19 protein-coding genes are annotated in these 26,202 nt (G+C 65.5%); 11 read left to right on the forward strand and 8 right to left on the reverse strand.

Annotation, left to right across the window (positions count from 1 at the left end; all coding sequences use genetic code 11):
* Positions 1–4: 4 nt before the first annotated feature.
* A complete protein-coding gene (locus ACZK3W_RS11840) occupies positions 5–715 on the forward strand; it encodes an ABC transporter ATP-binding protein (RefSeq protein ID WP_100468543.1) in 711 nt (236 codons plus the stop codon).
* Here the strand turns inward: ACZK3W_RS11840 and ACZK3W_RS11845 are convergent.
* The 3 genes from ACZK3W_RS11845 to ACZK3W_RS11855 form a co-directional block, all read right to left on the reverse strand.
* Positions 712–2,553 carry an asparagine synthase-related protein gene (locus tag ACZK3W_RS11845; protein ID WP_197615183.1) on the reverse strand — a complete coding sequence of 614 codons (1,842 nt, stop codon included), beginning with the start codon at positions 2,551–2,553 and terminating at the stop codon, positions 712–714. The genes ACZK3W_RS11840 and ACZK3W_RS11845 overlap by 4 nt on opposite strands.
* 13 nt (positions 2,554–2,566) lie before the next feature.
* Positions 2,567–3,268 (reverse strand): lasso peptide biosynthesis B2 protein, encoded by a 702-nt coding sequence (locus tag ACZK3W_RS11850; RefSeq protein ID WP_180837151.1) that lies wholly within the window; start codon positions 3,266–3,268, stop codon positions 2,567–2,569.
* Positions 3,269–3,343: 75 nt separating this feature from the next.
* The gene (locus ACZK3W_RS11855; protein ID WP_012511114.1) at positions 3,344–3,505 is read right to left on the reverse strand and encodes a hypothetical protein; all 162 of its coding nucleotides are present in this window, start codon (positions 3,503–3,505) and stop codon (positions 3,344–3,346) included.
* A gap of 205 nt (positions 3,506–3,710) precedes the next feature.
* Here ACZK3W_RS11855 and ACZK3W_RS11860 point away from each other — a divergent pair, with 205 nt between their 5' ends.
* Together ACZK3W_RS11860 and ACZK3W_RS11865 are read left to right on the forward strand one after the other, a co-directional pair.
* A complete protein-coding gene (locus ACZK3W_RS11860) occupies positions 3,711–4,637 on the forward strand; it encodes a hypothetical protein (RefSeq protein ID WP_180837153.1) in 927 nt (308 codons plus the stop codon).
* A gap of 306 nt (positions 4,638–4,943) precedes the next feature.
* Positions 4,944–5,792, forward strand: coding sequence for an AraC family transcriptional regulator (locus ACZK3W_RS11865; protein WP_100434674.1), 849 nt, complete (start codon positions 4,944–4,946; stop codon positions 5,790–5,792).
* Positions 5,793–5,841: 49 nt separating this feature from the next.
* On the opposite strand, the gene ACZK3W_RS11870 is transcribed toward ACZK3W_RS11865, so the two are convergent.
* A complete protein-coding gene (locus ACZK3W_RS11870) occupies positions 5,842–6,846 on the reverse strand; it encodes an extracellular catalytic domain type 1 short-chain-length polyhydroxyalkanoate depolymerase (RefSeq protein ID WP_012511117.1) in 1,005 nt (334 codons plus the stop codon).
* Positions 6,847–7,067: 221 nt separating this feature from the next.
* Here ACZK3W_RS11870 and ACZK3W_RS11875 point away from each other — a divergent pair, with 221 nt between their 5' ends.
* Genes ACZK3W_RS11875 through ACZK3W_RS11890 form a run of 4 tightly spaced genes read left to right on the forward strand, consistent with a single transcriptional unit; the run spans position 7,068 to position 13,980 of the window.
* Positions 7,068–9,230, forward strand: a complete 2,163-nt coding sequence (locus tag ACZK3W_RS11875) for a TonB-dependent receptor (RefSeq protein WP_197615227.1) — start codon at positions 7,068–7,070, stop codon at positions 9,228–9,230.
* 32 nt (positions 9,231–9,262) lie between these two features.
* On the forward strand, positions 9,263–10,141 hold the full coding sequence (locus ACZK3W_RS11880) for an alpha/beta fold hydrolase (RefSeq protein WP_197615184.1): 879 nt from the start codon (positions 9,263–9,265) through the stop codon (positions 10,139–10,141).
* Entirely contained in the window at positions 10,138–10,614 is a 477-nt protein-coding gene (locus tag ACZK3W_RS11885) for a MaoC family dehydratase (RefSeq protein WP_180837156.1), read from the forward strand. Before ACZK3W_RS11880 ends, ACZK3W_RS11885 begins: the two co-directional genes overlap by 4 nt.
* 36 nt (positions 10,615–10,650) lie before the next feature.
* Positions 10,651–13,980, forward strand: coding sequence for a PAS-domain containing protein (locus tag ACZK3W_RS11890; protein ID WP_197615185.1), 3,330 nt, complete (start codon positions 10,651–10,653; stop codon positions 13,978–13,980).
* 4 nt (positions 13,981–13,984) lie between these two features.
* Here the strand turns inward: ACZK3W_RS11890 and ACZK3W_RS11895 are convergent, their stop codons facing one another.
* The gene (locus ACZK3W_RS11895) at positions 13,985–14,659 is read right to left on the reverse strand and encodes a response regulator transcription factor (RefSeq protein ID WP_032127250.1); all 675 of its coding nucleotides are present in this window, start codon (positions 14,657–14,659) and stop codon (positions 13,985–13,987) included.
* A 129-nt stretch (positions 14,660–14,788) separates the two neighbouring features.
* On the opposite strand from ACZK3W_RS11895, the gene ACZK3W_RS11900 reads away from it, so the two are divergent.
* Positions 14,789–16,435: a long-chain-fatty-acid--CoA ligase gene (locus tag ACZK3W_RS11900; protein ID WP_197615186.1), complete on the forward strand. Its 1,647-nt coding sequence runs from the start codon at positions 14,789–14,791 to the stop codon at positions 16,433–16,435.
* A gap of 144 nt (positions 16,436–16,579) precedes the next feature.
* On the opposite strand, the gene ACZK3W_RS11905 is transcribed toward ACZK3W_RS11900, so the two are convergent.
* From ACZK3W_RS11905 to ACZK3W_RS11915, 3 genes are all read right to left on the reverse strand, one after another.
* The gene (locus ACZK3W_RS11905; RefSeq protein WP_197615187.1) at positions 16,580–17,071 is read right to left on the reverse strand and encodes a hypothetical protein; all 492 of its coding nucleotides are present in this window, start codon (positions 17,069–17,071) and stop codon (positions 16,580–16,582) included.
* Positions 17,072–17,249: 178 nt separating this feature from the next.
* Complete coding sequence (locus ACZK3W_RS11910; RefSeq protein ID WP_049401514.1) at positions 17,250–17,993, reverse strand: FadR/GntR family transcriptional regulator; 744 nt, start codon at positions 17,991–17,993, stop codon at positions 17,250–17,252.
* A 102-nt stretch (positions 17,994–18,095) separates the two neighbouring features.
* Entirely contained in the window at positions 18,096–20,987 is a 2,892-nt protein-coding gene (locus ACZK3W_RS11915) for a TonB-dependent receptor (protein WP_478449929.1), read from the reverse strand.
* 241 nt (positions 20,988–21,228) lie between these two features.
* On the opposite strand from ACZK3W_RS11915, the gene ACZK3W_RS11920 reads away from it, so the two are divergent.
* From ACZK3W_RS11920 to ACZK3W_RS11930, 3 genes are read left to right on the forward strand one after another with little or no spacing between them, the layout of a single operon-like run.
* Entirely contained in the window at positions 21,229–22,668 is a 1,440-nt protein-coding gene (locus ACZK3W_RS11920; RefSeq protein WP_180837169.1) for a polysaccharide lyase 6 family protein, read from the forward strand.
* A complete protein-coding gene (locus ACZK3W_RS11925) occupies positions 22,665–24,893 on the forward strand; it encodes an oligoalginate lyase (RefSeq protein ID WP_197615887.1) in 2,229 nt (742 codons plus the stop codon). The genes ACZK3W_RS11920 and ACZK3W_RS11925 overlap by 4 nt, the downstream gene beginning before the upstream one ends.
* The gene (locus tag ACZK3W_RS11930) at positions 24,890–26,194 is read left to right on the forward strand and encodes an MFS transporter (RefSeq protein ID WP_180837173.1); all 1,305 of its coding nucleotides are present in this window, start codon (positions 24,890–24,892) and stop codon (positions 26,192–26,194) included. Before ACZK3W_RS11925 ends, ACZK3W_RS11930 begins: the two co-directional genes overlap by 4 nt.
* Positions 26,195–26,202 lie beyond the last annotated feature (8 nt).

Below are 26,202 nucleotides of genomic sequence, written 5' to 3' on the forward strand. Positions count from 1 at the left end.
CCACATGCTGTCTGCAAAAAGCCTGGTCATGGAACACGGTGCACATCGGGCGCTGGATGACGTCAGCTTCGAGGTGAAGCCCGGCGAGATCTTCTGCCTGCTGGGCGCCAACGGCGCCGGCAAGTCGACCACCATCAAGCTGTTCCTTGGCTTTCTGAAACCCACCTCCGGTGCGGCCGAAGTGGACGGTCTCAGTGCGCACCAGCAGCCGCAGGAGGTACGCCGGCGGCTGCTGTACATCCCCGAGACCGTGGCGCTGTACGACGAGCTGACCGGCTACGAGAATCTGGACTACTTCGCGCGCCTGGCCGGTGTCGAGGAACGCTCGCCAGCGCGGTTGAAGGACGCACTCAGGTCCGCCGGCCTGGCGACCGACGCATTCGGGCGACGCGTGGGCCTCTATTCCAAGGGCATGCGGCAGAAGGTCGGCATCGCACTGGCCATCGTCAAGGAAGCCAGGGCCCTGTTGCTGGATGAACCCACCTCGGGCCTGGACCCTACGGCGTCAGCCGAGTTCCACGAGCTGATCGTGCGGGAACGCGATCGCGGCACAGCGATCCTGATGGCCACCCACGATCTGTTCCGTGCCCGTGAGGTGGCGACCACGATCGGCCTGATGCGGGCCGGCCGCCTGCGCAGGACGCTTGATGCCAGCACGATCACCGCGAACGATCTTGAGAGCCTGTACCTGGAAGAAATGAGCCGCAGCGCCTAGGCCACGGCGGCCGCCTGCGCGCCACGCTGGCCGGACCAGCGCCGCAGCCACGCTTCGATGTTGATCTGCGGGCCGAAGATGCCGAGCACCTGCGATGAGTGGTCCGGGCCGACCTGCTGGATGCCGGCATCGGCCAGCGCGCTGTCGAGATAGCCGCGCTTGGCCAGCATGCCGTCAACCAGCAGATTCCTGATGAACTGCTTGTGCCCCTGGGTGACCGCCACGGAGTGATCATCCAGATAGGATTTCACCTTCCGCGACAGCAGCGCATCCGGTAATAGTCCCTTCATTGCACGCCGCGCGATGGTGCGGTCTTCCGCGTCCGCGATGAGCAGGTGCAGCGGAATGCGCGCGAACAGTTCAACAAGCGGCTGCGCACTGATCGGCGATACACCATGCCAGTGGCCGGCGCCTTCGAACGGATCAAGGACGCTGGTCGGGAACACCATCCGGCCGATATGGGCCAGCTTGTAGGGTGATACGCGATGGCCCTGCGCCTGCGCATGCCGCAACCAGGCCGGCTGCAGGCCATCCTGTTCGGCGCGGTCCACCCGCACCCATGGGCACGGTTTGCCCCAACGGCCATTGATGCTGCCTGGCCGCTTGAGCAGACCATGGACCATCGCATCCTTCAGCACGCCGTACAGTGAATCGCCGGACTGCGCGGTTTCGAAGGCGACGCGGAAGAAATCCCGGTCGATGCCGCGCCGCCAGGCGTAGTCGATCGCAGCGGCATTGCCCTTGAAACGCAGGAACACCGCATCACCGCCAACACCGGTGAACTGCACGGTGTCACCGTCGAAGGCCACGTCACGGCGGTGGAGAAGATAGCCGGAACAATGCGCCGGCCGGGCTGTACGCGGGAAGGTCATGATCTCTTCCAGCGCGCAGTGAGGTTGCCTTCGGTACTCGATGTATTCGCAACGCCTGCCCGAGGAATCACTGGCCCCTTGCACTGCCATCCGCGCGAACAGCCGTTCGTCGGCGCCGATGCCATCATCGTAGTGGTGAACACACGTCACCTCCGGTGCCGACGGCGCCTGCAACAGGCCGGCCAGGATGATCGAGGAATCCAGACCGCCCGACAGCTGCAGCTGGATGCGCCGGTGCGGGCTGGCCAGTGCACCGATGCAGCCCAGCAGCGTGGAACGCGCCAGCGACACGGCTTGCTGAAGATCTTCGATCGGCGCGTCGCGGGCCAGCCGCACCACATTCCACTGGCACTGCCGGCCCACCGGTTCGCCGTTCCGGATCGAAACCGCCTCACCGGCTTCGACGGCAGTGACTTCCTCAAAGCCGGTCTGCAGGCCATCACGAAACGGATACAGCAGCGAATAGGACAGGAATGACCAGTCGACGTTGAACTCGCGCAGGCCCAGCAGCAGGCAGTCTTCCATGTTGGAGAAGACCACCGTCAACTGGCCCACGGTGGTCATGTAGCACGGGATCTCCGCGGTGGGATCGCGCAGCACGAACCAACTCGCTGTCTCTGGCTGGTAGCCAAACGCCACGTATCGCCCCCAGTACTGCTGGACGATGCTCCGGCCAAGGCTGCTGCAGGCGGTGTCGGCCGAGCCCGCATCGAGGCGCACGCGGCCGGGCACGGTGCCTTCGCTGAAATCCTTGTGGAACAACGCACCGAGTACCACCAGCGCATCCGATCGACTGGATTCGAAATAGCCGGGGTTGTCACTCTGCGCATAGATCGCAGCACCGTTGTCGTTCAACACGCAACCAATGCCAGGCAGCGCGGCCTCGATGCGTTGCACGGCCTGTTGCGCCTGGGCTGTTGCGGCGTCAGAGAGGGTGTTCCAGAGCACGGCGATGTATCGGTACATGCGTCAGGTTTGGTTACAGCACCAGAATGGGAACCATCCGGCGCAGGTTGAAGGGAATGTCGGTCAGCACGTGATCGCCGTGCTGCAACCAGCAGTGCGCGGCGAACGGCTGGGTTCTGACCGCGAACACCCAGCGCGGCACGATGCCGTACTTCGACAGGAACTCGCGCATCGCCAGGCAGTAGAGAAAGCACTCATCAGTTTTCCTGAAGGCCAGGGGTCGTAGCCAGTCGAACACCCGGACCCGCGACGCCAGTTCTTCAATGCTCACATGCGTGCCGTGGTGGTGATCCGCTCGACGGCGCTCGGCAGACACCGTGGCACTGAAAGGAAGGAATGTTCTGCTGCAGGCGGCATGGGCACACGAGACAATGAAACGACGCAGGTCCCGAGCCATGATCGGTGGACGGCCGCGAGGTGCGCCCTCGCGCACCCAGTACCGTGGCAGCGTAATGGCAGGGCTGGCGGCGGATTTGCCCAGCAGCGGGTCCGCGGTGATCAGGCGGCGGTCGATCAAGGCCTGCAGAAGCCTTGGCGTGCTTGCGTCATCGGACTGCAGGGGCCAATCGAGAACGAGCTTGCCAAGGCCCGCGGCGCCGCGCCTTTCAAGGGAAAGATACTTACCCGTGGCCTGGTCCAGAATCACCATCGCATCGCCGGTGACACAGACGTGGGCGTGCTTTGACAGGAAGTACGGGGCGGCTGCCTGCTCCATCATGCGCTCCTGCGCCGGAACCGGAGAAGCGGTGCATGCAGGGCATGCACCGCAGATGCGACGTTGTGCGGAAGATCAGGGCGACGTGGTCGGGAACACGCCATCCCACAACGTGCCGTGGTTGTGCGCCTTCGTTTCCGAAACCACCGAGCCCAGCTCGATCAGTTCGCCTCCCACACCCTGATCCTCAGGGTTCTGCTGTCCTGCCACTACACCCAGCTCAATCAGCTCGTTCATGAACATCTCCTCTAGTCAGTGGATGTATCCATGCGTTGCGTTGGATCGCGTTGCATTGGATACGGAGCAGCCAAGCCACCATCGCCGCCACAGTGCGGGGCGATTGCCGCCAAGGCATCGAAATGTTACGATATAACATATTATTTTGGCGTGACGAACGACGCCAACGGCCCGCTGTCGATGCGACACATGAGAGGCAAGAGGGATGAACACCGAAATCAGTGCTGACGGGCTGGATCCCACGCTTCTGCTGAAGGGGATGTTTCCCCTGCCGAAGCTCATCCGCTTCGTACGGGAGCGTTGCCCCCCGGGACGCTTCGACGAGGCTGCGCTGGTGGAGGAATGGCGGACGGCACGTGCCGAGGTGCTGAGGCTGCAGCAGAAGGAAGCCGGTGAGGCCGACGCCATCAATGTCCATGCGTTGGCGGATGAGATGCTGCCGCTGGCTGAGCAGACGCTGCGACAACCCTCGATGCACCGGATGACGAGTGTTCTGCCACGCAGTTGGCAGATGGTCGAGATCGATCGACTGGTGATCTTCCAGGAGTGCATCAACCTGCGTCACATCGATCAGTTGGCGGCATCCCTGACCGCCTCGCCCACCGCGCAGGAGGTCATGCAGCTTGTCGCGCGCAGCGGCAGCCATGCACATCCGGAAGTGCGCTTCACCCAGTCCGATGGCAGCTACACCTTCGCGTCCACCTCGAACGACCTGCGCTTCCTCGATGTGGCGACCCTCGATCCGGCTGCCATCGCCGACTACGAGCCGTTCGGCGCAGCCAGCCACGCCGTCGTCATCTATCTGGGTTTCAGTGACAACCTGATCAGCGCCACCCGGTTCGGCAGGCGCATGGTGCTGACCAATGGCTCCCATCGCCTGTACCTGCTGCGCCGGCTCGGGTTCAGCCATGCGCCCTGCCTCGTCACCGATGCCTCCGACAGCGACCTCAGCGAGGTTCTGCTGCCGGCGGCGGTCAAGCAGGATCGCGGATTCTACCTGTCTTCCCCGCGTCCGCCGCTGTTCAAGGACTATGTCGATCCTCGCCTGACCTGCGTCGTGCCGGTCACCCGCAAGCACTACGCTCTGAGGGCCAAGCTCGACCTGCAGAGGATCACGGTTCCGGCGCTGTAATCCTGGGCCGAACCCTCCCCTCCCTGGGGCCACGTCGACAGAGATGGCCGGATTGGTGAATCACCTGGCGGAACTGTCGAATGACGCCTGTCGGGTTGACCCATACGCTTCCCATCCTCAACAAGAGAGGATGTCAGCGTGATTGAACAGCCACGGACCACCGAACCCGCAGGAAAGGACACGCCGATCGTCCATGTCCTGATGGGACTGATCTGTGTCTGGCACCGGCGCCAACCGGGGTCGGCACACGATGACCAGTGAGCGCCACCGTGCTGTGCGGCGTCCCTCTCGGACCTAGGCGCCGCCGTGGAGATTTCGATTGCGGGGCTGAGCGAGGTTGGGCCCGACTATCCGGACCGTGTCGATCTTCCGGTGATGGTGCTTGGGCTGGACCCCATTCCAGATGCCTGGCAGATGCCCTTCCATGCGCACCGGAAGGCACAGCTGCTGGTTGCCACGCGCGGCTTGATCATGCTGGAGACTGCAGCCGGCCTGTGGGTGGTTCCCCCACAGGGTGCGATCTGGATTCCCGGTGGCCTGTCCCATCGGGCCAGCAGCAGTGGGCGGCCGCACGGGTTCGTGGTGTTCGTGGAACCCGGTGTCGTGCCGGGGCTGCCGACGCACTGCGCTGCAATGGCGATCACCCCGTTCATGCAGGCCTTGCTGGAGCGGGCGTCCGCCCTTCCCGGGCACTACGAGCCCGGCAGCGCGCAGGACCGCCTGATGGCCGTGTTCCTGGATGAGCTGATCGCCGCGCCACCGGAGTGGCTCCATCTGCCCATGCCATCCGATGCAAGGTTGCGCCGGCTTGCCAACGCAATGCTGGACACGCCAGCCGAACGGGCAACGCTTGAAGTCTGGGCGAGCCGGATTGGAATGAGCGAGCGCAACATGTCGCGCCTGTTCTCTGGAGAAACCGGTTTAAGCGTAAGGCGCTGGCGCAGGCAGCTGCATGTTGTGGTCGCGCTGCCGCTGCTGGCCAAAGGCAGGACAGTACAGGCCGTTGCGGACCACCTGGGCTATGACAGTGCCGGAGCGTTCGTGACCATGTTCCGCAAGACCGTGGGTGCGCCGCCCAAGCGTTTCCTGGCGGAGCGAGGCACTCGGCAGCGGGCATCGGACGCCGACGATCAGCGGCCGCAGGAGCCACGTTGACGGATGCGGGAGCGCGTGGCTCCCGCACCGGCAAGGATTGTCCTTCCCCTCAGCGCTGGTAGTCCTTCAGGAACAACCAGGTGATCAGCGTGGCATCCGGCCCCTTCGGGTCGGTGAACGGCAGGCCGGACTGGCTGCCGCTCCACGCATGGCCCATGCCCTGCACCACATAGTGCTGCACCAGCGTCCTGCCACCGTAGGCGTAGGTATCCACCGTATACGCACGTCCACCCGGCACCTGGCCGTGATAGGTGCTGGTCGGCACGTACTTCACCGAGTCGTTGTCCAGACCGTCGTCGGCCAGATCATTGGTCTGCAGGAACTGGCGCACGGCCTGCTGGCCGTTCACCGGATTGACGGTGAGATCGGCGCTGCCATGGAACACCAGCACCGGCAGCGGTCGCGGCGACGGCGATCCCGAGCACTGCCAGGCCAGACGGCCATTGCTGTCCGGCGAATAGATGCTGCCGGCCAGCAACGCATAGGCGCTACCGGAAATCGTGGTCGCACCCTTGAACATGCCACCGGAATGGATGGCGCCGGCAGCGAACACATCCGAATAGCAGGCCAGCATGATCGAGGTCATCGCGCCGCCCGCGGAAATGCCGGTGACATACACCCGGTGCGGATCCACGCTGTAGCCCGCTTTCACCTTGTCCACGATGCCGGCCAGGATCGAGGCTTCGCCGCTGTCGCGGGCCTGGTTGATCGGCAGCTGCCAGTTCCAGCAGCGGGCCGGATTGGAGGTGACGTTCTGCCGGGGGTAGACCACGATGAACCCCTCCGTGTCGGCCACATCATTGAAGCCTGACGCCTCGCCCATCAGGTTCGGCCCGGTCACACAGCCATGCAGCACCAGCAGCAGCGGCAGCGGCTGGCTGTCGTCATAGCCGGCCGGCACCCATACCTGGTACTCGCGGGCGCCGAACAGATTGCCGTAAAGGCCGATATCCCAATGACCGGCCGGGCCAGCGGCAACCGCGCTGCCCGCCATCGCCAGCCAGCTGCACAACACCAGCAGTACCGCCTTGATCGAATCGATTCCGGATTTCATGACCAGATCCTCGTGCGTGAGTCGTGGATGAAGGAGTACCGGGGACCGCTTCCGGCTGGGGGCGCGCCCAGTATCCGCATCCACGGGCCGCTGCCGACTGGACCTAGGTCCACTCGCTGCTGGCCGATGACACCGCTAGCCTTGGCTGCAGGGGTGGCAATGGGCCATCCGCACGCTCATGCCTGGGGGAGGACCGAATGAAACGGAATTGTTTGAGTCTCATGATCGGCGCGCTGCTGGCCACGGGGCCGGTACTGGCACAGGAATCACCGACGGCAGGCAGATCCGCTTCGCCGACCAACCTGGACAGCATCAAGGTCACCGCGCGCAAGCGTGAGGAAACCCTGCAGGAGGTGCCGGTTGCCGTCACCGCATTTACCTCCGAGGCGCTGGACAAGATGAATGTCCAGGACATCAGCGACCTCGATGCGCAGGTGCCCAACCTGACCATCTACGCGGCGCGCGGCGCCAGCAGCACGGTCACTGCCTACATCCGTGGCATCGGCCAGTCCGACCCCACCTGGGGCGCGGACCCGGGCGTCGGCATCTACCTGGATGACGTCTACATCGCACGTCCGCAGGGTGCGCTGCTGGATGTGTTCGATGTCTCGCGCATCGAGGTACTGCGCGGCCCGCAGGGCACGCTCTACGGCAAGAACACCATCGGCGGCGCGATCAAGTACATCTCGCGCGGCCTGCCCACCCAGACCGAGGGCTTCGCCCAGATCACCGTGGGCAACTACAGCCAGCTGGATGCGAAGGCGGCCATCGGCGGCCCGATTGGCGGCGCCGACAGTGGCCTGCGCGCCCGCGTGGCGGTGGCCAGCATGAACCACGACGGGTTTGGCGAGAACACCTTCAACGGCCAGCCGGTCAGCGACAAGCAGATCAATGCCGCCCGACTGAACGTCGGCGCGTACGCGGGCGATGACTTCGACGTGCAGTTCGCACTGGACTGGATCGATGACCAGTCCGGCATGCGCGGTTCGAAGATGCTGGCGCCCAATCCGTTCCTGCGCGCATACCCGCCGATGGACAGCCGCTATGACATCCGCTCGGGCATGCGCAACCTCAACAACGTGGAGAGCAAGGGTGCCTCGGCTACGGTGAACTGGCGGCCGAACGAGGACATTGCGCTGAAGTACGTGGTCGCCAAGCGTGAATCGGACAGCGAGGCCAACATCGACTTCGATACCGCGCCGGTCAAGCTGGCCGACGTGGGTGGCACCTATCACGACGACCAGGTCAGCAACGAAGTGCAATTGAACTACGATGCCGGCGGCCGGGTGCGCGGTGTGGTCGGCCTGTACCAGTTCAGTGGCGAGGCGGGCGGCCAGATCCAGAACAACTACTTCAGTGCGCAGTTCGCCGACAACCAGGGCAAGGTGTTGACCGACAGCATCGCGCTGTACGCGGACTGGACCTTCGACCTGACCAGCAAACTCAAGCTGGATGTAGGCGCCCGTTACACCGACGAGGACAAGCGCGCGATCGTGCTGAACCGCCTGTACGCCGACCCGGGTTTCAGCCGGCCGGTGGCGGTGACCGCGGACTTCGACAAGAAGACCAACTTCAAGAACGTCTCGCCCAAGGTCTCGCTGGACTACCAGATCACTCCGGACATCATGGTCTACGGCCTGGCCACGCGTGGCTTCAAGTCCGGTGGCTACAACATCCGCGCCAACGCTGTGGCCGTGCCACGCTCGGCCGAGCCGTTCGACGACGAGACCGTGGACAGCTACGAGGTCGGCAGCAAGATGGCCTTCCTCGACCAGCGCCTGTTCCTCAATCTGTCGGCCTTCTACAACAAGTACAAGGACATCCAGTTGTCGGTGTTCACCGGCCTGGATACCAATGGCGATGGCGTCGATGACTCCTTCTTCGGTGATTTCACCAATGCCGGCGCAGGTACGGTCAAAGGCCTGGAAGTCGAGTACCAGTACCTGCCCAGCCAGCACTGGCTGATTTCCGGCAACCTGGCGTGGCTGGATACCAAGTACGACGAGTACATGGATCGTGGCGTCAACGTGGCCAGGCAGATGAAGTTCACCAACGCGCCGGAGTTCTCGGGCGCGTTCAACGTGGAGTACCGCACCGAGCTGGCCAATGGCAGCAACCTGTCGGCACGGGTGAGCTACAGCTACCAGAGCGAGGTGTGGCCGACCACCGACCTGAGCCCGGTGATCCGCCAGCAGGGCTACGGGCTGGTCAATGCCGGCGTCATCTGGCGCCTGGATGATGCGTGGACCTTCTCGCTGCAGGGCACCAACCTGGCCGACAAGGAATACCGCACCACCGGCTACAACATCCCGGCGGTCGGCACGCTGATTGGCTTCTATGGTCCGCCACGCCAATATAGCCTCAGCGTCCGTTACGATTTCTAGCGCATCCGTTACGATCTCCAGGAAGCTTCTGCATGACGCAGTCTTACGACGACCTTTACTGGAACAGCAATGATGGGTTGCGCCTGCACGCGCGCGACCATGCACCCGATGCGGGGCGGGCAGCGCGTGGCACGGTGGTCTGCATTCCCGGGCTGACCCGCAATGGCGCCGATTTCGATGCGCTTGCCGATGTGCTCACCGCCGAGGGCTGGCGCGTGATCGCGGTCGACCTGCGCGGTCGCGCAGGCTCGGAACGCGCATATGACCCGTCCAGCTACAACCCGCGTGCCTATGCGGATGACATGGTTGCGCTGCTGCGCTCGCAGAACATCGCCAAGGCGGTATTCGTCGGCACCTCGCTGGGCGTGCTGGTGACCATCACCCTCGCCTCGCGCGCGCCCGAGCGGATCGCGGGCGCAGTGCTCAACGATGCCGGCCCCAAGGTGCCGCGTGAGGCGCTGGCACGGATCGGCAAGTACGCCGGCAAGTCGGTGCCGCCGATGGACCTGGTGCAGGCCACCGCTTACGTGGAATCCATCGGCAAGGCCGCGTTCCCTCGCTTCAGTACCGACGACTGGCGGCAGATGGCGGTGCGCACCTTCCGCCCGCGCAGCGATGGACTGCTGGAGCTGGATTACGATCCGGCCGTGATCCGAACGACACGTCCGTGGCTGCTGTGGTTGCTGCGGCCGGTGCTGTGGCGTGCGGTTCGTGGGCTGACCGCACGGGTGCCGGTACTGGTGGTGCGCGGTGCGCTGTCCGACATCCTGCCGGCCGATGTCGCGCGGCAGATGGCGGCCACCTCGGAAAGTGCCCGCCTGGTGGAAGTGCCGGATGTGGGACACGCTCCGATGCTGTCCGAGCCAGAGGCACGTGACGCGATCCTGGCCTTGCTGGAGCGTGTGGCGTGAGTGCGGAGAGCAATCTGCCTCCCGCGCTGCAGGCGTTGCAGCAGTGGGCGGCCAGCGAGCGGGTGAGTGGCGTGACCCACGTGGACCAGGCGCGCATCGATGCCTTTGCCGACGCCACCGGCGACCACAACTGGATCCACGTCGATCCAGGCCGCGCGCAGACGCAGCTGCCGGGCGGGCAGACCATCGCGCACGGTTTCCTGCTGCTCTCGCTCACCGTGCAGGACGATGTGGTCGCCCTCACCGGCTTCCCCGGCATCGCCCATGTGCTCAACTACGGCCTCAACAAGGTCCGCTTCCTGGCGCCGGTACCCAGCGGGTCCGGGGTGCGGGTGCGCTCGCAGCTGGTGTCACTGGACGCGCGCCAGCCGGGCCAGTGGCTGCTGACCCAGCGCAAGGCCGTCGAGCGGGTTGCCGATGGCGAGCTGGCACTGGTCGCTGAGCAGCTGTCACTGATCGTGGTCGTCCCCTAGCACCACCCTGCCCGGTTCTCTCCCTACACTGGAGCGATGTTGACGCCCTCCATCGTCCTCTTCGCCTGCATTGCATGGACCGCACTGCTGTTTGGCGTGGCGCTGTGGGGTGAGCGCCGGGGGCACCGGCTTTCGAAGGCATGGCCGCTCATCTACGCGCTGTCGCTGGCCGTGCACTGCACCGCGTGGACCTACTACGGCGCGGCCTCGCAGGGACTGCAATGGGGCTTCCCCATTCCACCCACCCTGGCCGGCATGGCGTTGATCTTTGCCTTCGGCCTGCCGTTCCTGCTCCGCCTGGGGCGGCTGGCCAAGCAGCACAACAGTGCCACCATCGCTGATCTGGTCGTCGCACGACTGCGTGCCGATCGCGGCCTCGGCTTCACCATCACCCTGGTGGCACTGTTCGGCATCATTCCCTACATCGCCCTGCAGCTGAAAGCCGTCAGTCAGGGCCTGGGCGCGCTGCTGGGCGATCGTTTCGCGCCTGCTGCCGCGCAGCTGGACATGTCGTTCTGGTTCGCCCTGACGATGGCGGCGTTCACCCTGCTGTTCGGTGCACGCAAGGCATCGGCCACCGAGCCCAATCGTGGCATCGTGGTCGCACTGGGGCTGGAGTCGGTATTGAAGCTGGTGGCGCTGCTCGCCATTGGCCTCTATGCGGCGCTGTCGGTGCGCCAGGCGGGCACGCCGCTGCTGGAAAAGATGGCGCAGCTGCCGCCACCGGCCATCATGCCGGACTATCTGACCATGGTCGCGCTGGGGGCGATCTCCGCGTTTACCCTGCCGCACCAGTTCCATGTCGGCGTGGTCGAACTGCGCCAGACCTCGGACCTGAGGACGGCACGCTGGTTGTTCCCGGTCTACCTGCTGCTGATCGGGTTGCCGTCGGTGCCGATGGCGCTGGCCGGTGCCGCGCAGCTGCCCGCATCGGTGTCGCCTGACCTGTACGTGCTGGCGCTGCCGCAGGCCGGTGGCCACCACCTGCTGGCGCTGCTGGCCTATCTGGGCAGCCTGAGCGCCGCCACCGGCATGATGATCCTGTCCGGGCTGACCCTGTCGATCATGCTCGGCAACCATGGCTTCGGCTCACGGTTGCTGGACGGTATTGCCGGCGGTGCCGCGGCGGCCGACCTGCGTCCACGCGTGCTGGCCTTCCGCCGTGCCGGCATCCTCGCCGTGTTCCTGATGTCGTGGCTGTACAGCCGGGCGATGAGCGACACCGAGGCACTCAGCGATTTCGGCCTGATGTCCTTCACCGCCCTCTCGCAGCTGGCGCCGGCGGTCCTGCTGGCGGTGTATCGCCCGCGCACGCCCTCTCCGGCCATCATCGCCGGCATCGTGCTGGGGTCGTTGGCCTGGCTGTGGCTGGTGCTGCTGCCGATGGTGATCCCTGCCTCGCCCCCCGCCTCGGGGCCCGATGACCTGCACTGGCTGTCCGTGGTCTCGCTGCGCCTGCAGTCGGGCCATATCGCCATCAGCATGGGCGCCAGTCTGGCGGTCAACCTGCTGACGGTTGCGCTGGTGTCGCGCGCGGTGCGTCCCTCGTTGCCGCGACGACGGGATGCGGTGGCAGCAGCCTCGCTGCGCAGGACGGCCGGACGCTTCCTCGGCCAGGAGCGGGCCCGGCAACTGATGGATGGGCATGCCGGGCAGCTGCTGGACGACGACCGGGTCATCACCATCGAACGCGAACTGAGCGCCGTGGTCGGCGCGGGCATGGCGCGCCTGCTGGTGGAGGCCGCTCGCGATGGCGGTGCCGCGCCCTTGGATGCGGTGACCCGTGCTGTGGGCGAAGCCACCCAGGCGCTGCGCTTCAACCAGCGCCTGCTGGAAGCGGCGTTGGAAAACATGAGCCAGGGCATCAGCGTGGTCGACGCGCAGCTGCAGCTGGTGGCCTGGAACAGCCGCTACGCCGCGTTGTTCAAGTTTCCGCCCGAGTTGCTGCAGGTCGGGCAGCCGGTGGTCAATCTGACAGCGTGGGCGCTGGCCGAACTGAAGATCGGCGACGGCCCGGGTGACTCTCGCGACAAGGCCCTGCAGCGTCGCGCCGCACACATGCGGCGTGGCACGCCGCATCTGTCCGAACGGATCTTCCCCGACAACACCATCGTCGAGATCCGTGGCAATCCAATGCCCGGCGGTGGCTACGTGGCCACCTTCACCGACGTCACCGCCTTCCGCCGCGCCGAGGAAGCGCTCAAGCGCAGCAATGAAACCCTGGAGCGCCGCGTACAGGACCGCACCGCACGGCTGGAACAGGCAGTGCACGAAGCCGAGCGCGCGAACGTTGCCAAGACACGCTTCCTGACGGCGGTCGGCCACGACCTGATCCAGCCACTGCATGCGGCGCAGCTGCTGACCGATGCGATGTCGCAGCACATCGAATCGGAGTTCCTCGACAGTTTCCTGCGCCAGATCCGTGGTGCGCTGGACTCCACCGACGACCTGCTGTCCGGGCTGCTGGATATCTCCCGTCTTGAGGCGGGCGGGCTGGTCGCCGATCCGCGCCCCTTCGCGCTGTCGACCGTCCTGGATCCGCTCGCGCAGGAGTTCGCGGTACTGGCGGCGGCGCGCGGCCTGCAGTTCCGTTACGTGCGGACCCAGGCATGGGTGCACAGTGACCCGCTGCTGCTGCGCCGTGTGCTGCAGAACTTCCTAGCCAATGCCATTCGTTACACCCGCCATGGCGGTGTGTTGCTCGGTGTGCGCCGCCAGGGACAGGCACTGCTGATCGGTGTGCATGACACCGGCCCCGGCATTGCTCCGGAGCAGCAGGCGGTGGTGTTCGAGGAGTTCCACCGGGTCGATCGCAGCAACGGCCAGGGACTGGGCCTGGGCTTGACCATCGCGCACCGCATCGCCGACCTGCTGCACGCACCCCTGCACCTGCGCAGCGTGCCCGAGCACGGCTCGGCCTTCTCGATCAGCGTGCAACGCGCAGCACCACCTGCGACCCCGCGCAGCTCGCCGCCGGCAGCCGGCAGCAGCGCGCTCAAGGGAGTCCGCGTGCTGGTGGTCGACAACGACCCGGACGCATTGGAGGCGATGCGGCAGCTGCTGCTTTCCTGGGGTTGCGATGTCATCGCGGCAGGCAACGCCGATGACATCGGACCCTCAGCGCACGAGGCGGCGCTGTGGCTGTTCGACTATCACCTGGATGATGGCGATACCGGTGTTGCGCTATGGAAGCGGCTGGTAGGCATGCATGGGCCGCGGCCGACGGTGATCCTCAGTGCGGATGCCGGCAGCGATACGCGCGAGGCGGTGCGCGGCGTTGGGCTGTCCCTGCTCAACAAGCCGTTCAAACCGTTGGCGCTGCGCTGGGCGATCAACCACCTGCTGGCGGCCAGCACCACGCCCTGACCGGTCAGGGCTCAGGCAGTTCTTCGATCTGCCGGGACGGATCGGCCAATCCCATTTCGTGCAGCACGCGGATGGCCTGCGCGCGGTTGCGCACGCCCAGCCGCTCCATGATGCGTGTCATGTGCGCCTTGACCGTGCGCAGCTGTACGCCCAGCCGGTCGGCAATCTGCTTGTTGAGCAGGCCCTCGGCCACCAGCCCCAGCACCTTGTACTGATGTGCCGACAGGCTGGCCAGGCGTGCGGCCAAGTCGGCATCCCTGCTGAACGTCGCCACCCGTGCCACCGGTTCGCGCAGCAGCGCCGGGATCCAGCGCTCGCCCTCCAGCACGGACTGCAGCGCGGACTGCAGCTCGTTCAAACCCGAGCTCTTGGGCAGATAGCCCGCGGCGCCAAGGTCGATGGCACGCCGGATGACCTGCGGCTCCTCGTTGGCGGAGACGATGATGATCGCCAGGCCCGGCTGCAACGCACGGATCGTGGCCAGCCCGGCCAGTCCGTGGTTGCCCGGCATGTGCAGGTCCAGCAGCATCAGATCGATCGACTGGTTCTCGATCACCTCCAGCACGCTGTCCAGCGAATCAGCTTCGCTGATCTGCAGATCGGCGACCGCCTCTTCCGCCGCGCGATGCAGTGCCGCGCGGAACAAAGGGTGATCGTCGGCGATGAGCAGGGTGGGCATGTCCTGGCGAGATTATCAAATCGGGTGCACGCAGGAACAGGTACCTAGGTACGCTGGTGCAGCAGGAAGGGCTTGCTAGTGTGGTGCGGAGAAGGCCGGCGACCGCAACGCCGCCCACGAGGAAATGCCATGTCATCCGCCCCCACTCCCGATGCCAATGCCTATCCGCTGCTGATCAAGCAGCTGCTGCTGATGCCGCTGGCGGTGAGCCCTGAACAGGAAATCGTCTACGGCGACCAGGTCCGATTCGACTACCGCACCCTGCAGGCGCGCATCGGCCAGCTGGCCGGCCTGTTGACCTCGCTGGGAGTCGGCCACGGCGACACGGTGGCGGTGATGGACTGGGACAGCAACCGCTACCTGGAGGCCTACTTCGCCGTGCCGATGATCGGTGCGGTGCTGATGATGGTGAACGTGCGCCTGGCCCCAGAGCAGATCGCCTACACGCTGAACCACAGCGGGGCGCGGGTGATCCTGGCCAACCGCGAGTTCCTGCCGCTGCTGGACGCCATCGACGAGCAGCTGCCGGACCTGCGCACGCGCATCCTGCTGGACGATGCAGGCGGTCCGCTGCCGCCAGGCTTCACCACCGAGTACGAAGCGGGGTTGCGCGATGCCACGCCGATCGTCCGCTTCCCGGACTTCGACGAGAACGCCCGTGCCACGGTGTTCTACACCACTGGAACCACCGGGTTGCCCAAGGGCGTGTATTTCAGCCACCGGCAGCTGGTGTTGCATTCGCTGGCGGCGATGGCCGCGCTTGGCGGTGCACCCCGTCAAGGCCGCCTGCATCGCGACGATGTCTACATGCCCATCACCCCGATGTTCCATGTGCACGCGTGGGGCCTGCCCTACGTGGCTACGGCGATGGGCATCAGGCAGGTCTATCCGGGGCGCTACCTGCCTGCGAAGCTGCTGGCATTGATCGCCCGTGAGAAGGTGACCTTCTCGCACTGCGTGCCAACCATCCTGCACATGCTGCTGGAGCATCCGGACGCGGCGCAGACCGGCCTGGAGGGCTGGAAGGTGATCATCGGCGGTGCGGCCCTGCCGCGTGCGCTGGCGCAGCGTGCGCTGGCGCGGGGCATCGACATCTTCGGCGGCTATGGCATGTCCGAGACCTGCCCTCTGCTCACCATCGCCCAGATCGACGTGGACAGCGTGACCGATGCCGATGAGGTGCTGTCGCTGCGCACCAAGGCCGGCATACCGGTACCGCTGGTGGACCTGCGCATCGTCGATCCGGACATGAAGGATGTCGCCCACGACGGCATCGCCACCGGAGAGGTCGTCGTGCGCGCACCCTGGCTCACCCAGGGCTACCTGCACGATCCGGATGCATCTGCAGCACTGTGGGCAGGAGGCTATCTGCATACCGGGGACATCGGCAACATCGATGAATACGGCTACCTGAGGGTGACCGACCGGATCAAGGATGTGATCAAGACCGGCGGTGAGTGGATCTCCTCGCTCGCCCTGGAGGACATCATCGCCCTGCATCCGGCGGTCAGCGAAGTCGCGGTGATCGGCATCGCCGACACGAAATGGGGCGAGCGGCCGTTGCCGCTGGTGGTCAGGCAGCCTGGCAGTGAGGTGACCGAAGCGGAGATCATCGAACTGGTCGCTGCGCGAAGCCGCTCAGGGGACATCTCACGGTATGCGATTCCGGAACGGGTCAGTTTCGTGGAATCGATCGAGCGGACCAGCGTGGGCAAGATCAACAAGAAGAAGCTGCGTGGGTTGCATGACCCAGCGACTGGCTCGGGCCGTGGGTGATCTCCGCCCGATCGCCGAGGTCAATGCTCGAAGGACACGATGCAGGGCACGCCAAGGTATGGAGCGGCGCCCCGGGACGATGATCTCCCGGGGCACCACTGCTCTGCAGCAGACCTGGTTCAGTTCTGCCAGGACCGGTCACCCTCAGTCGATGCAGGGTCCCTTCGCAGCGATCTCCGTGCCGGATCCCTTCGCACCGATGCTGGCCGGGCCCTGGCATGCATCAAAGCTGTACTTGATCAGCTTCCACGCCCCACTCGACCACCGGTATGTCCACGACTCGGAAGCACCGCTCGGCAAGGTATTGGAGATCGAGATGACCTCGCCCTCCACACCGCGTGCAGGCAATGGAACAGGCGGGCCCGCCGCACCGGCCGGCTTCAGGCTGCCAGCAGACTGATAGCTGTGCGAGATGGCCAGTTCGCCCGTCTGCAACGCCGGCGCGTAGGCGGGCGAATTCCGTTTGATCCAATCGACGATGTAGCCGGCTTCCAGCGAATCCGACGCGTACGTGGCCTTCGCAACTACAGTGGCGGTCGCGGTGCCCGCGATCGGTCCTGCATTGACGCCCCCACCGGGGACTCCACTCAGTGCCAGCACCAATGGCAGCGCCGCGCCCAACAGCGAGAACTTCATACCCTGCTCCTTGTGTGTATGCAGCTTTCTCAACGGGCCGTCTATGACCCGCGGGCAGTGTAGGCATTGCGGACAGGCTGGGCATCGGCGCAGTCATGCCCATTTCTCATATCCATCAGGCTTCGAGCGCGAGCTGCCCTGCTGAAGGTCGCAGCGCCGATTGTGTTGAACGCGGCGCTTAGATCCGCGTCGTTGCCATGAACCGTTCGCGGTCCTGCTGCGTGCGGCGGCGGATCTCCTCCAGCGCCTGGCTTTCGGTCGCCTGCAGCATGGCTTCGAACAGGCGCTGGAAGTGAAGGCGCATCGCATTGCGCGCGGCCACCGGATCACGCGCGCGCAGGGCTTCGAAGATCGCCATGTGCTCGTCCGCACGGCTGGCGCCATCATCATGGCAGACCCGGGCATAGACCTCGGTCACCCGCGGCAGTTCGCTGCGCATGCGCCAGATCTGCTGCACGAAGAATTCCACCACCGGGTTGCCGGAAAGCCGTGCGATGGCCAAGTGGAAACGGCGGTCGTACTCGCCGGCTTCTGCGTCACTCAGGTCGCGACGGCACAGCGCTTCGGCCAACGCCTGCAGCTCGGCAATGCCGGCATCATCCAGATTGCTTGCAGCCAGAGCGGCGGCCTCGGCCTCGAATACCGCGCGGGCGGCGGTGAGGTCGAAGGCGCTGACATCCGGCAGACCGCCGGACGCCTGCGTCGGGCGCGGTTTCACATGCACGCCCGAGCCGATGCGGATGGCGATCCAGCCCTGCGCCTCCAGTGCGATCTCGGCTTCGCGGATGGTGACCCGGCTGACACCGAACCGTTCGGCCAGCTCACGCTCGCCCGGCAGCCGCGAGCCCGGCGGAAATTCGCCGTCCTCGATCAGCTTGCGGAGCTTGGCAGCGATGGTCTGGTAAAGGCGGTTGGCGGACATGCGGCTGACCCTTGGCGATTCCTTCCGGGTCCCTGCCCTGCCACCGCGGCCGGCAAGGGTCCGGTTGGAGCGACGGCGCGACCACTGGCCGCGCCGCCCTGTTCAGAACTTGTATCGTACACCGAAATACGCACGCCGCCCGTAGGTCACCACTTCGCGGAAGTTCCCATAAAGCGGCTGGTAGGCCACGCGCGGCTCGTTGGTCAGGTTCATCAGCTCCAGCGACAGCGACAACTGCTTGTTCACCCGGTAGCGCAGGCGCAGGTCCACGCTGGTGTTGTCATCGTAGTAGCGGTTCTGCTGCGCGGTGTTGCCGGTGAAGTCCTGATAGTAGTGCGAGCGGAACTTGCCGATGGCCTGGATGTTGAAGCGCCCGACGTCCCAGTAGATCGAGCCGGACAGCACGTGCCGCGAGAAACCACTCAGGCCAGCCGGTGGCACGATGGCCGGAATGATCGTGCCATCGCTGGCCAGCTGCTCGCCCAGTCGCGAGTCCTGGGTCTGATAGTCGGCATCGGCGTAGTTGTAGCTCAGCTTGAAACCCAGCCCGTCGAACGGCTTGGGCAGGTACGACAGTCGATGGGTGGCGGTCAGCTCGAAGCCGGTCAGCGTGCTGTTCTCGTCGGTGGTTACCTGTTGCCGCACCGGTACGGTCACGCTCTGGCCGTCGATGGTGTAGGTCTCCGGCACCAGCGCAGTGGCGGTGCCGCCGTTGAACTGCTTCCAGTACACCGCGCCGGCCAGCATCGTGTCCGGGTTCGGGTACCACTCCAGGGAAAGGTCGCCGTTCCAGGACATCAGCGGCTGCGCGGCGGGGTTGCCGCTGGCGCTGATGTCATCCAGCGCGTCGGCCAGGTTGCCGTAGGTGGCATCACTGCTCACGTTGATGGTGCGCCCGGCACCCAGCGCGGCAATGTCCGGCCGTGACATCGCGCGATATGCACCGACCCGCAGCAACACGTCCGGGCGCAGCTCGAAGGCCGCGTTGAGGCTGGGCAGCAGCTTGTCGTTGCCCGCCTTGAACACCTGCGTGCTGTACTCGCCGGTGGGTTGCAGGCGGATCGTCCCGTCACCGTTGTCCTCGATGCGCAGCCCGGTACGCACGCCTTCAGAACGAACATCGGTCTTGACCCAGCGCAGGCCGAGGTTGCCGGTCACCGGCAAGCCGAACAGGGTGCTGCTGAACTCACCCATCAGATAGAGCGCGCGTGTCTTCTCGGTGATATCGACATTGTTCGGATCCTGGAAACCCGGATCCAGCCCGCTGTCGAGGCTGCCGCGGAACGACTGGTACAGGCAGTTCGGATCGAAGTACGCCCACGAGGAGATCGTGTTTCCGCTGGCGGCATCCATGAAGTCATCCTGCGGGAAGGGTGCACGGCAGGCCTGGTTGGCGGCGATGATCTTCGCTTTGTCGGCCGCCACGCGCTGGTCGTAGTCGGTTACCAGGGTGTTGTCGCGCAGGCGGTAGTCGGCCTGGCTGGCGCGCACGCCGCCCTTGATGCGGGTGAAGAAACCGGACTCCGGCATGAGGCTGGCATCGAAGCGGCCGGCCTTGATCCTGTGGTCATTCTCGGTGGCGCTGGAGGTCACCCGCGCCGCGCCGGTGTAGGCGTCCCAGTTGTTGGGGTCGAAGTTCGGCGCCAGGGCAACACTGGGCACTTCGCCGTGCCAGTCCCAGTCATAGTCCACGTAGCCGGTGGCACCACTGCTGATACCGGGCACGACGGCATTGTTGACGTCGCGCTGGTTGGCGCGCAGGCGGGTCATGCGCTCGCTGTCGAGGCGATTGGTGTGCGAGTAGGAAAGATCGGTAGACAGCTCCCAGGCCGGGGTCGGGCGCAGGATCAGGTTCAGGCCACCCCCGGTGTATTCCTCGCCACGCCAGTAGCGGTTGGAGGTGGAATCAATCGAGGTGCTGCCGTGCAGGTGGCGCACGATACCGTCTTCGTCAACCTCGCGCTGGGTGATGCCGCGTCGTGCGTTGGACAGGCTCAGATCGCTGCGGTTCTCATACCAGTTGCGCTCGGTGTGCTCGAAGTCGAGGTTCACTTCAACCACATCATTTGGCCGCCACTGCAGCGCGGCGAACTCGCTCTGCCGGTCGTTGCGCTCCTGCTTGAGCCGGTAGATGCGGCTGCTCGGCACCAGGTAGTACGGCGCGCCGTTGGCGATGGCCTGCGCGGACACTTCGTTGCAGTTGGCATTGCCCACGTTCTGCGTGCCATCGCAGGCATACCAGGTGGAACCGCTGGTAATGCTCTCTTCCGGATCGGTGCCGTCCAGGCGCTGGAAGCCCAGCGAGATGCCCAGCTTCTGCCCGTTGCCGAACTCGAACTGATCGATGTAGCTGGCGGTGCCGCGATAGCCGATGCCGTCCTTGTCACGGTACTTGCTGTCGTACTCCGCCCAGCTGCCGCGCAGGTCCAGCTGCACTGCACGCTTGCCGTACTCCAGTGGGCGCACTGTTTCCAGGCCGATGGTGCCGGCCACGCCGCCTTCGATGATGTCGGCGCGCTGGGTCTTGTAGATGGCCACCGTGTTGATCAGCTCGGCCGGGAACATGTTGAAGTTCACCGAGCGGTCGCCGCTGCCGTTGGTGATCTCGCGGCCATTGAAGTTGGTGCTGCTGAGGAAGGCGCCCAGGCCCCGGATCGAGATCTCCGAGGCGCCGGTCTTGTCGCGGGTCGAGGCGGCGCCGGTCAAGGTCTCGATCGCATCGGCCAGCGACGGTGCCGGCAGGTCGCCGATGTCATCGGCCGAGAGCACGTCGGCGATGACCGTGTCGTCGCGCTTCTTGTTGATCGAACTCTGCATTGATTCGCGGATGCCGGTGACCTGCACCTGGTCCAGCGTGGTGGGATCCTGCCCTGACGCGTCCTTGCTGGACTGCGCCTGGGCCGCGGGCATGCCCGCCAGCACGGCAAGCAGCGCCACGATCAGGGGTGTGGGGGACAACGAGATGCTGTGCACTGCTCCGGCGGGTCGCCGCATGGTTTCCTCCTCCCAAAGGATCGCCTGCATGCCAGGCGTGGGACGCAGCTTCGGCACGGCGACATGAAAATGTCAACCAATTGGTATGCGAATGTTCAAATGCCTTTCATCCATACCAGTTGAATGCAATTTAATGTGCTCATGCAGCATGACTTTGCGCGAAAGCTGGCTTACAACGGACCCGGAAGTGGTATGCAGACCCACCCTGAAACGACGGCCCGGCCGTCTCTGGAAGGATTTCATGCGCATTCGTCCGCTTGCTCGACATCCGCTCAACAATCCATCACTGTTTTGCCTGACCACTGGTCTGGCAATGTGCCTGACCACTTCAGCGGCAAGTGCAGCCAGCTGGCTCGTCCACGATGTCGCTGAGTTCACTACCGCCGCCTCGGCGCTGCAGCCCGGCGATGAGATCGTGTTGGCTGACGGCACCTGGACCGACGCGCGATTGCTGCTGAAAGGCCAGGGCACGGCAGCCGCGCCGATCGTGTTGCGCGCGCAGACCGCCGGCAAGGTCGTCCTCAGCGGACGTTCGGACCTGCGCCTGGCGGGTAGCTACCTGCAGGTGTCCAACCTGGTGTTCCGCAACGGCTATACGCCGGGTGATGCGGTGGTGGCGTTCCGCGAATCCAGCAAGGCGGTGGCCCGCCACAGCCGGGTGACCGGCCTGGTGATCGATGACTACACCAACCCCGATGCCAGCGACCAGGACTACTGGGTATCGCTGTATGGCAGCAACAACCGGTTGGATCACAGCCAGCTGCGCGGCAAGACCAACGCCGGGCCCACGGTAGTGGTGGTGCGCGATGCCACCCAGGGCCTGGACAACCAGCACCGCATCGACCACAACTGGTTCGGACCGCGCCCGGCGCTGGGCGTCAACGGCGGCGAAACCCTCCGCGTCGGCACCAGCGACACTTCGTTGAGCGATTCCAACAGTACGGTGGAGAACAACTGGTTCGAAGGCTGCGACGGCGAGACCGAGATCATCAGCAACAAGTCCGGCGGCAATACCTACCGCGGCAACGTGTTCTACCGTTCGGCCGGCGCGCTCACGCTACGCCATGGCAACGGCAACCGGGTGATCGACAACGTGTTCCTGGGCGACGACAAGGCCGGCACCGGCGGCGTGCGCATCATCAATGCCGACCAGACCGTCAGCAACAATTACTTCGAACGATTGGCCGGCTCCAGCAACCGTTCCGCGCTGGCGGTGATGGACGCGCAGGCCGATCCGCCGCTGTCCGGCTATGCGCCGGTGGTGAATGCCACGATCAACCGCAATACCTTCGTGGACGTGGCGAAGATCAGTTTCGGCGTCGGCCATGATGAAGCCAAGGGCATCGTGGTCGCCGCCAGCAACAGCCGCTTCAGCGCCAACCTGATCGTCAACCGCACCAGCAGGAACCCGCCGAATGCCGCCAGTTCGCTGGCCGGCATCGACTTCAGTGGCAACGTGCAGTCACCGGCAGCCAGCACCGTATTCCCGGGCGGCGTAGAGGGGCGTGGCGTCAGCCTGCAGCAGGCTGCCAGCGGATTGTGGGTGGCAGCGCCCGCCCTGCCCGCCGTGGGCGCCGATCCTGCCCTGGCGATGACCGCGCGCGAGGCGACCGGCGTCGACTGGTATCCCAAGGTGGGCGAAGTTGCCCTGTCACGCACCCGCAATGGAGTTGATCGATGAGGTTGCAGCCGCTGTTCGTCTCCCTGGCCCTGGCCACCCCCTTTGCCCTGCTGCCGGCCGCGCCGCTGTTCGCAGCCCCCGCTGCCGCAGCGAGGCAGGCCGACACCGCGCCGGTGCTGGTGACCGCAGCGCAGTGGCAGCGGATGGCCAGCGAAGGCGGCCGCTACCCGTGGTTCGCCAAGGAACAGGCGCGCACGGAAAAATCGCTGAAGAAGATGATGAAGGCCGGCATCGACGTGCCGGTACCGAAGGACAAGGGCGGCGGCCGCACCCATGAACAGCACAAGCGCAACTACCAGGCCCTGATGGCGGCCGGCACCCTGTACCGGCTGACCGGCGACAAGGTCTATGCCGACTACGCGCGCGACATGCTGCTGCAGTACGCCAGGCTCTACCCCACCCTGGGCCCGCACCCCGAAGGCCGCGGACAGATTCCAGGCCGCGTGTTCTGGCAGGTGCTCAACGATTCGGTGTGGCTGGTCAACGCCATCCAGGGCTACGACGCGATCCGCGACGCGCTGTCCGCCGAGGACCGCGACACCATCGAATCGAAGGTGTTCCGGCCGATGGCTGAGTTCCTCGTCAGCGAGCCGAAGAACTACGACCAGATCCACAACCACGCCACCTGGGCGGTGGCCGCCACTGGCATGACCGGCTACGTGCTGCGCGACCCTGAGCTGGTGGAGAAATCGTTGCGCGGCAGCCAGAAGAACGATCAGTTCGGCTTCCTTCGCCAGATCGACCTGCTGTTCTCGCCCGATGGCTATTACGAGGAAGGCCCGTACTACCAGCGCTACGCACTGGCACCGTTCCTGCTGTTCGCCAACGCCATCGAACGCAACGAGCCGCAGCGCAGGATCTTCGCGCGCCGCGACGGCGTGCTGCTGAAGGCGGTGGATGTGCTGGTGCAGTCCAGCTATGACGGCCTGTTCTTCCCGATCAACGATGCCATCCTGGACAAGGGCATCGATACCGAGGAACTGGTGGCCGGTATCGGCATTGCCTATGCGCGCACCGGTGACGACCGCCTGTTGTCGGTGGCCCAGCAGCAGAAACGCCTGCTGTTGTCCCCCGAGGGACTACAGGTGGCGCAAGCACTGGCCGCCAACAAGGCCAAGCCCTTCGATTACCGTCCGATGCTGCTGCGCGATGGCCCGGACGGCGACCGCGGTGGCCTGGCGATCCTGCGCATGAACGGCGAACGCGGCCAGGCGCTGGTGCAGAAGGACACGATGCAGGGCATGGGCCATGGCCACTTCGACAAACTCAACTGGCTGTTCTACGACAACGGCAATCCGGTGGTGACCGACTACGGCGCTGCCCGCTTCCTCAACGTGGAAGCCAAGCGGGGTGGCATCTACCTGGCCGAGAACCGCAGCTGGGCCAAACAGACCGTGGCCCACAACACCCTGGTGGTGGACGAACAGAGCCACTTCAAGGGCGACTGGAAGCGCGGCGAGGAGCATGCCCCGCAGGTGCGCTTCTTCCAGGCCGATGCCGATACCCAGGTTGCCTCGGCGACCATGCGCGATGCCTACCCCGGCGTGGTGTTCACCCGCACCCAGGCGCTGCTGCGCCACCCCGACCTGGGCCTGCCGGTGGTGCTGGACCTGCTGCAGGTGCACGGCGACAAGGCCGCGCGCTACGACCTGCCGCTGCACTTCAACGGCCACATCGTCACCACCGGCTTCGAGGCAGAACACTTCCCCACCCAGCGCCCGGTGCTGGGCAAGGACAACGGCTACCAGCACCTGTGGCTGGATGCACGCAGCACGCCCGGCAGCGAATCGCGTTCCCTGGCGTGGCTGCTGGATGGGCGCTTCTACACCTACCGCTTCGGCAGCAGTGCGCCGGCACAGGCGCTGCTGGTGGAAAGTGGTGCCAACGATCCCGAGTTCAACCTGCGCCGTGAACCGGCCCTGCTGCAGCGCGTGGAAGGCCAGAAGGACGTGACCTTCTTCAGTGTGCTGGAGCCGCATGGCGAGTACAACGGCACCGCCGAGTACGTGCACGGCGCGGACAGCCGCATCAAGGACATCGTGCGCAGCCGGGGCAGCGATGCAGCGGTGATCGAACTGCGCCTGGCCAGCGGTGCACGCATCGCCCTCGGCGTGGCCGACGACAGCAGCGCCAAGGGCGAGCACAGCGTGACCGTGGACGGCCATGCCTACCGCTGGAGCGGCAGCCATGCACGCATGGACCGCAGCAAGGGTGACGGAAAATGAACGGCCCTGCCGTGGTGGCCAACCTGCGCAAGTTGCCGGTGCGTTCAGCAGTGCGCTGGTTGATCGTGGGCCTGATCGCCGTCGCTACGGTCATCAACTACATCGACCGCAATGCACTGGCGGTGATGTGGCCGGAAATCGCCAGGGAAGTAGGCGCGACCAAGGACGACTATGCCCTGCTGGTAACGGTGTTCATGCTGTTCTACGCCGCCGGCCAGTTCCTGTTCGGGCGCCTGTTCGACATGATCGGCACGCGCCTGGGGTTCGCCCTGTCGATCAGCGTGTGGTCGATCTCGATCGCGCTGCACTCGATCACCCATTCGATGCTTTCCTTCAGCCTGGTAAGGGCGATGCTCGGCATCAGCGAAGCGGGTGCGTGGCCCGGCGCGGTCAAAGCCAATGCCGAGTGGTTCCCTGCGCGCGAACGCGCGTTGGCGCAGGGCGTGTTCAACGCGGGTGCGTCGATCGGCGCGATCGTCTCCGCACCCGCCATCGCCGGCCTCTATCTGTGGCTGGGCTGGCGCGGCACCTTCGTGCTGGTCGGTGCGATCGGCTTCCTGTGGCTGCTGCCGTGGCTGTTTGTCTACCGCGCCGGGCCGGACAAGCATCCGTGGGTGAGCGATGCCGAGCGCCGGCTGATCCAGCAAGACCAGGCCGGGCAACAGACAGAGGCGGCGCCCAAAGCCAGCGTGCGCGAGCTGCTGGCCCATCGCCAGAGCTGGGGCATGCTCGCCTGCCGCTTCCTGCTGGATCCCATCTGGTGGCTGTTCGTGTCCTGGCTGCCGATCTATCTCGCTGAAACCTTCGGCTTCGACATCAAGCAGATCGGCCTGTTCGCCTGGGTACCCTTCGTCGGCGCGATGCTGGGCAGCCTCAGTGGCGGCTGGCTGTCGGGTCGCATGATCCGCGCCGGACACAGCGTGGACCGCGCCCGCAAGCTGGCCATCACCCTGGGGTGCGTGATCATGGCGCCTGCACTGCTGGGTGCTGTGCTGGCCAACCAGCCGCTGCTGGCAGTGCTGGCAATCGCTGCGGTGCTGTTCGGCTTCCAGGTAGCCATCGGCAACATCCAGACCCTGCCCGGCGACCTGTTCGACGGCCGTTCGGTGGGCACGCTGGCAGGCCTGGGTGGCCTGGCGGCGGTCGCCGGCACCTTGATCACCACCTGGCTGGTGCCGGTGCTGACCCGCCACTCCTACGCCCCGATCTTCATCCTCGTTGCCGCGCTGGTGCCGCTGTCGCTGGCTGCGCTGTGGTGGTGGACCGGACCTATCCAGAAGCTCGACCGTCGCGGCGGCTGAGCCTGGGT

Source organism: Stenotrophomonas sp. 80084_Sma, from assembly GCF_056481995.1.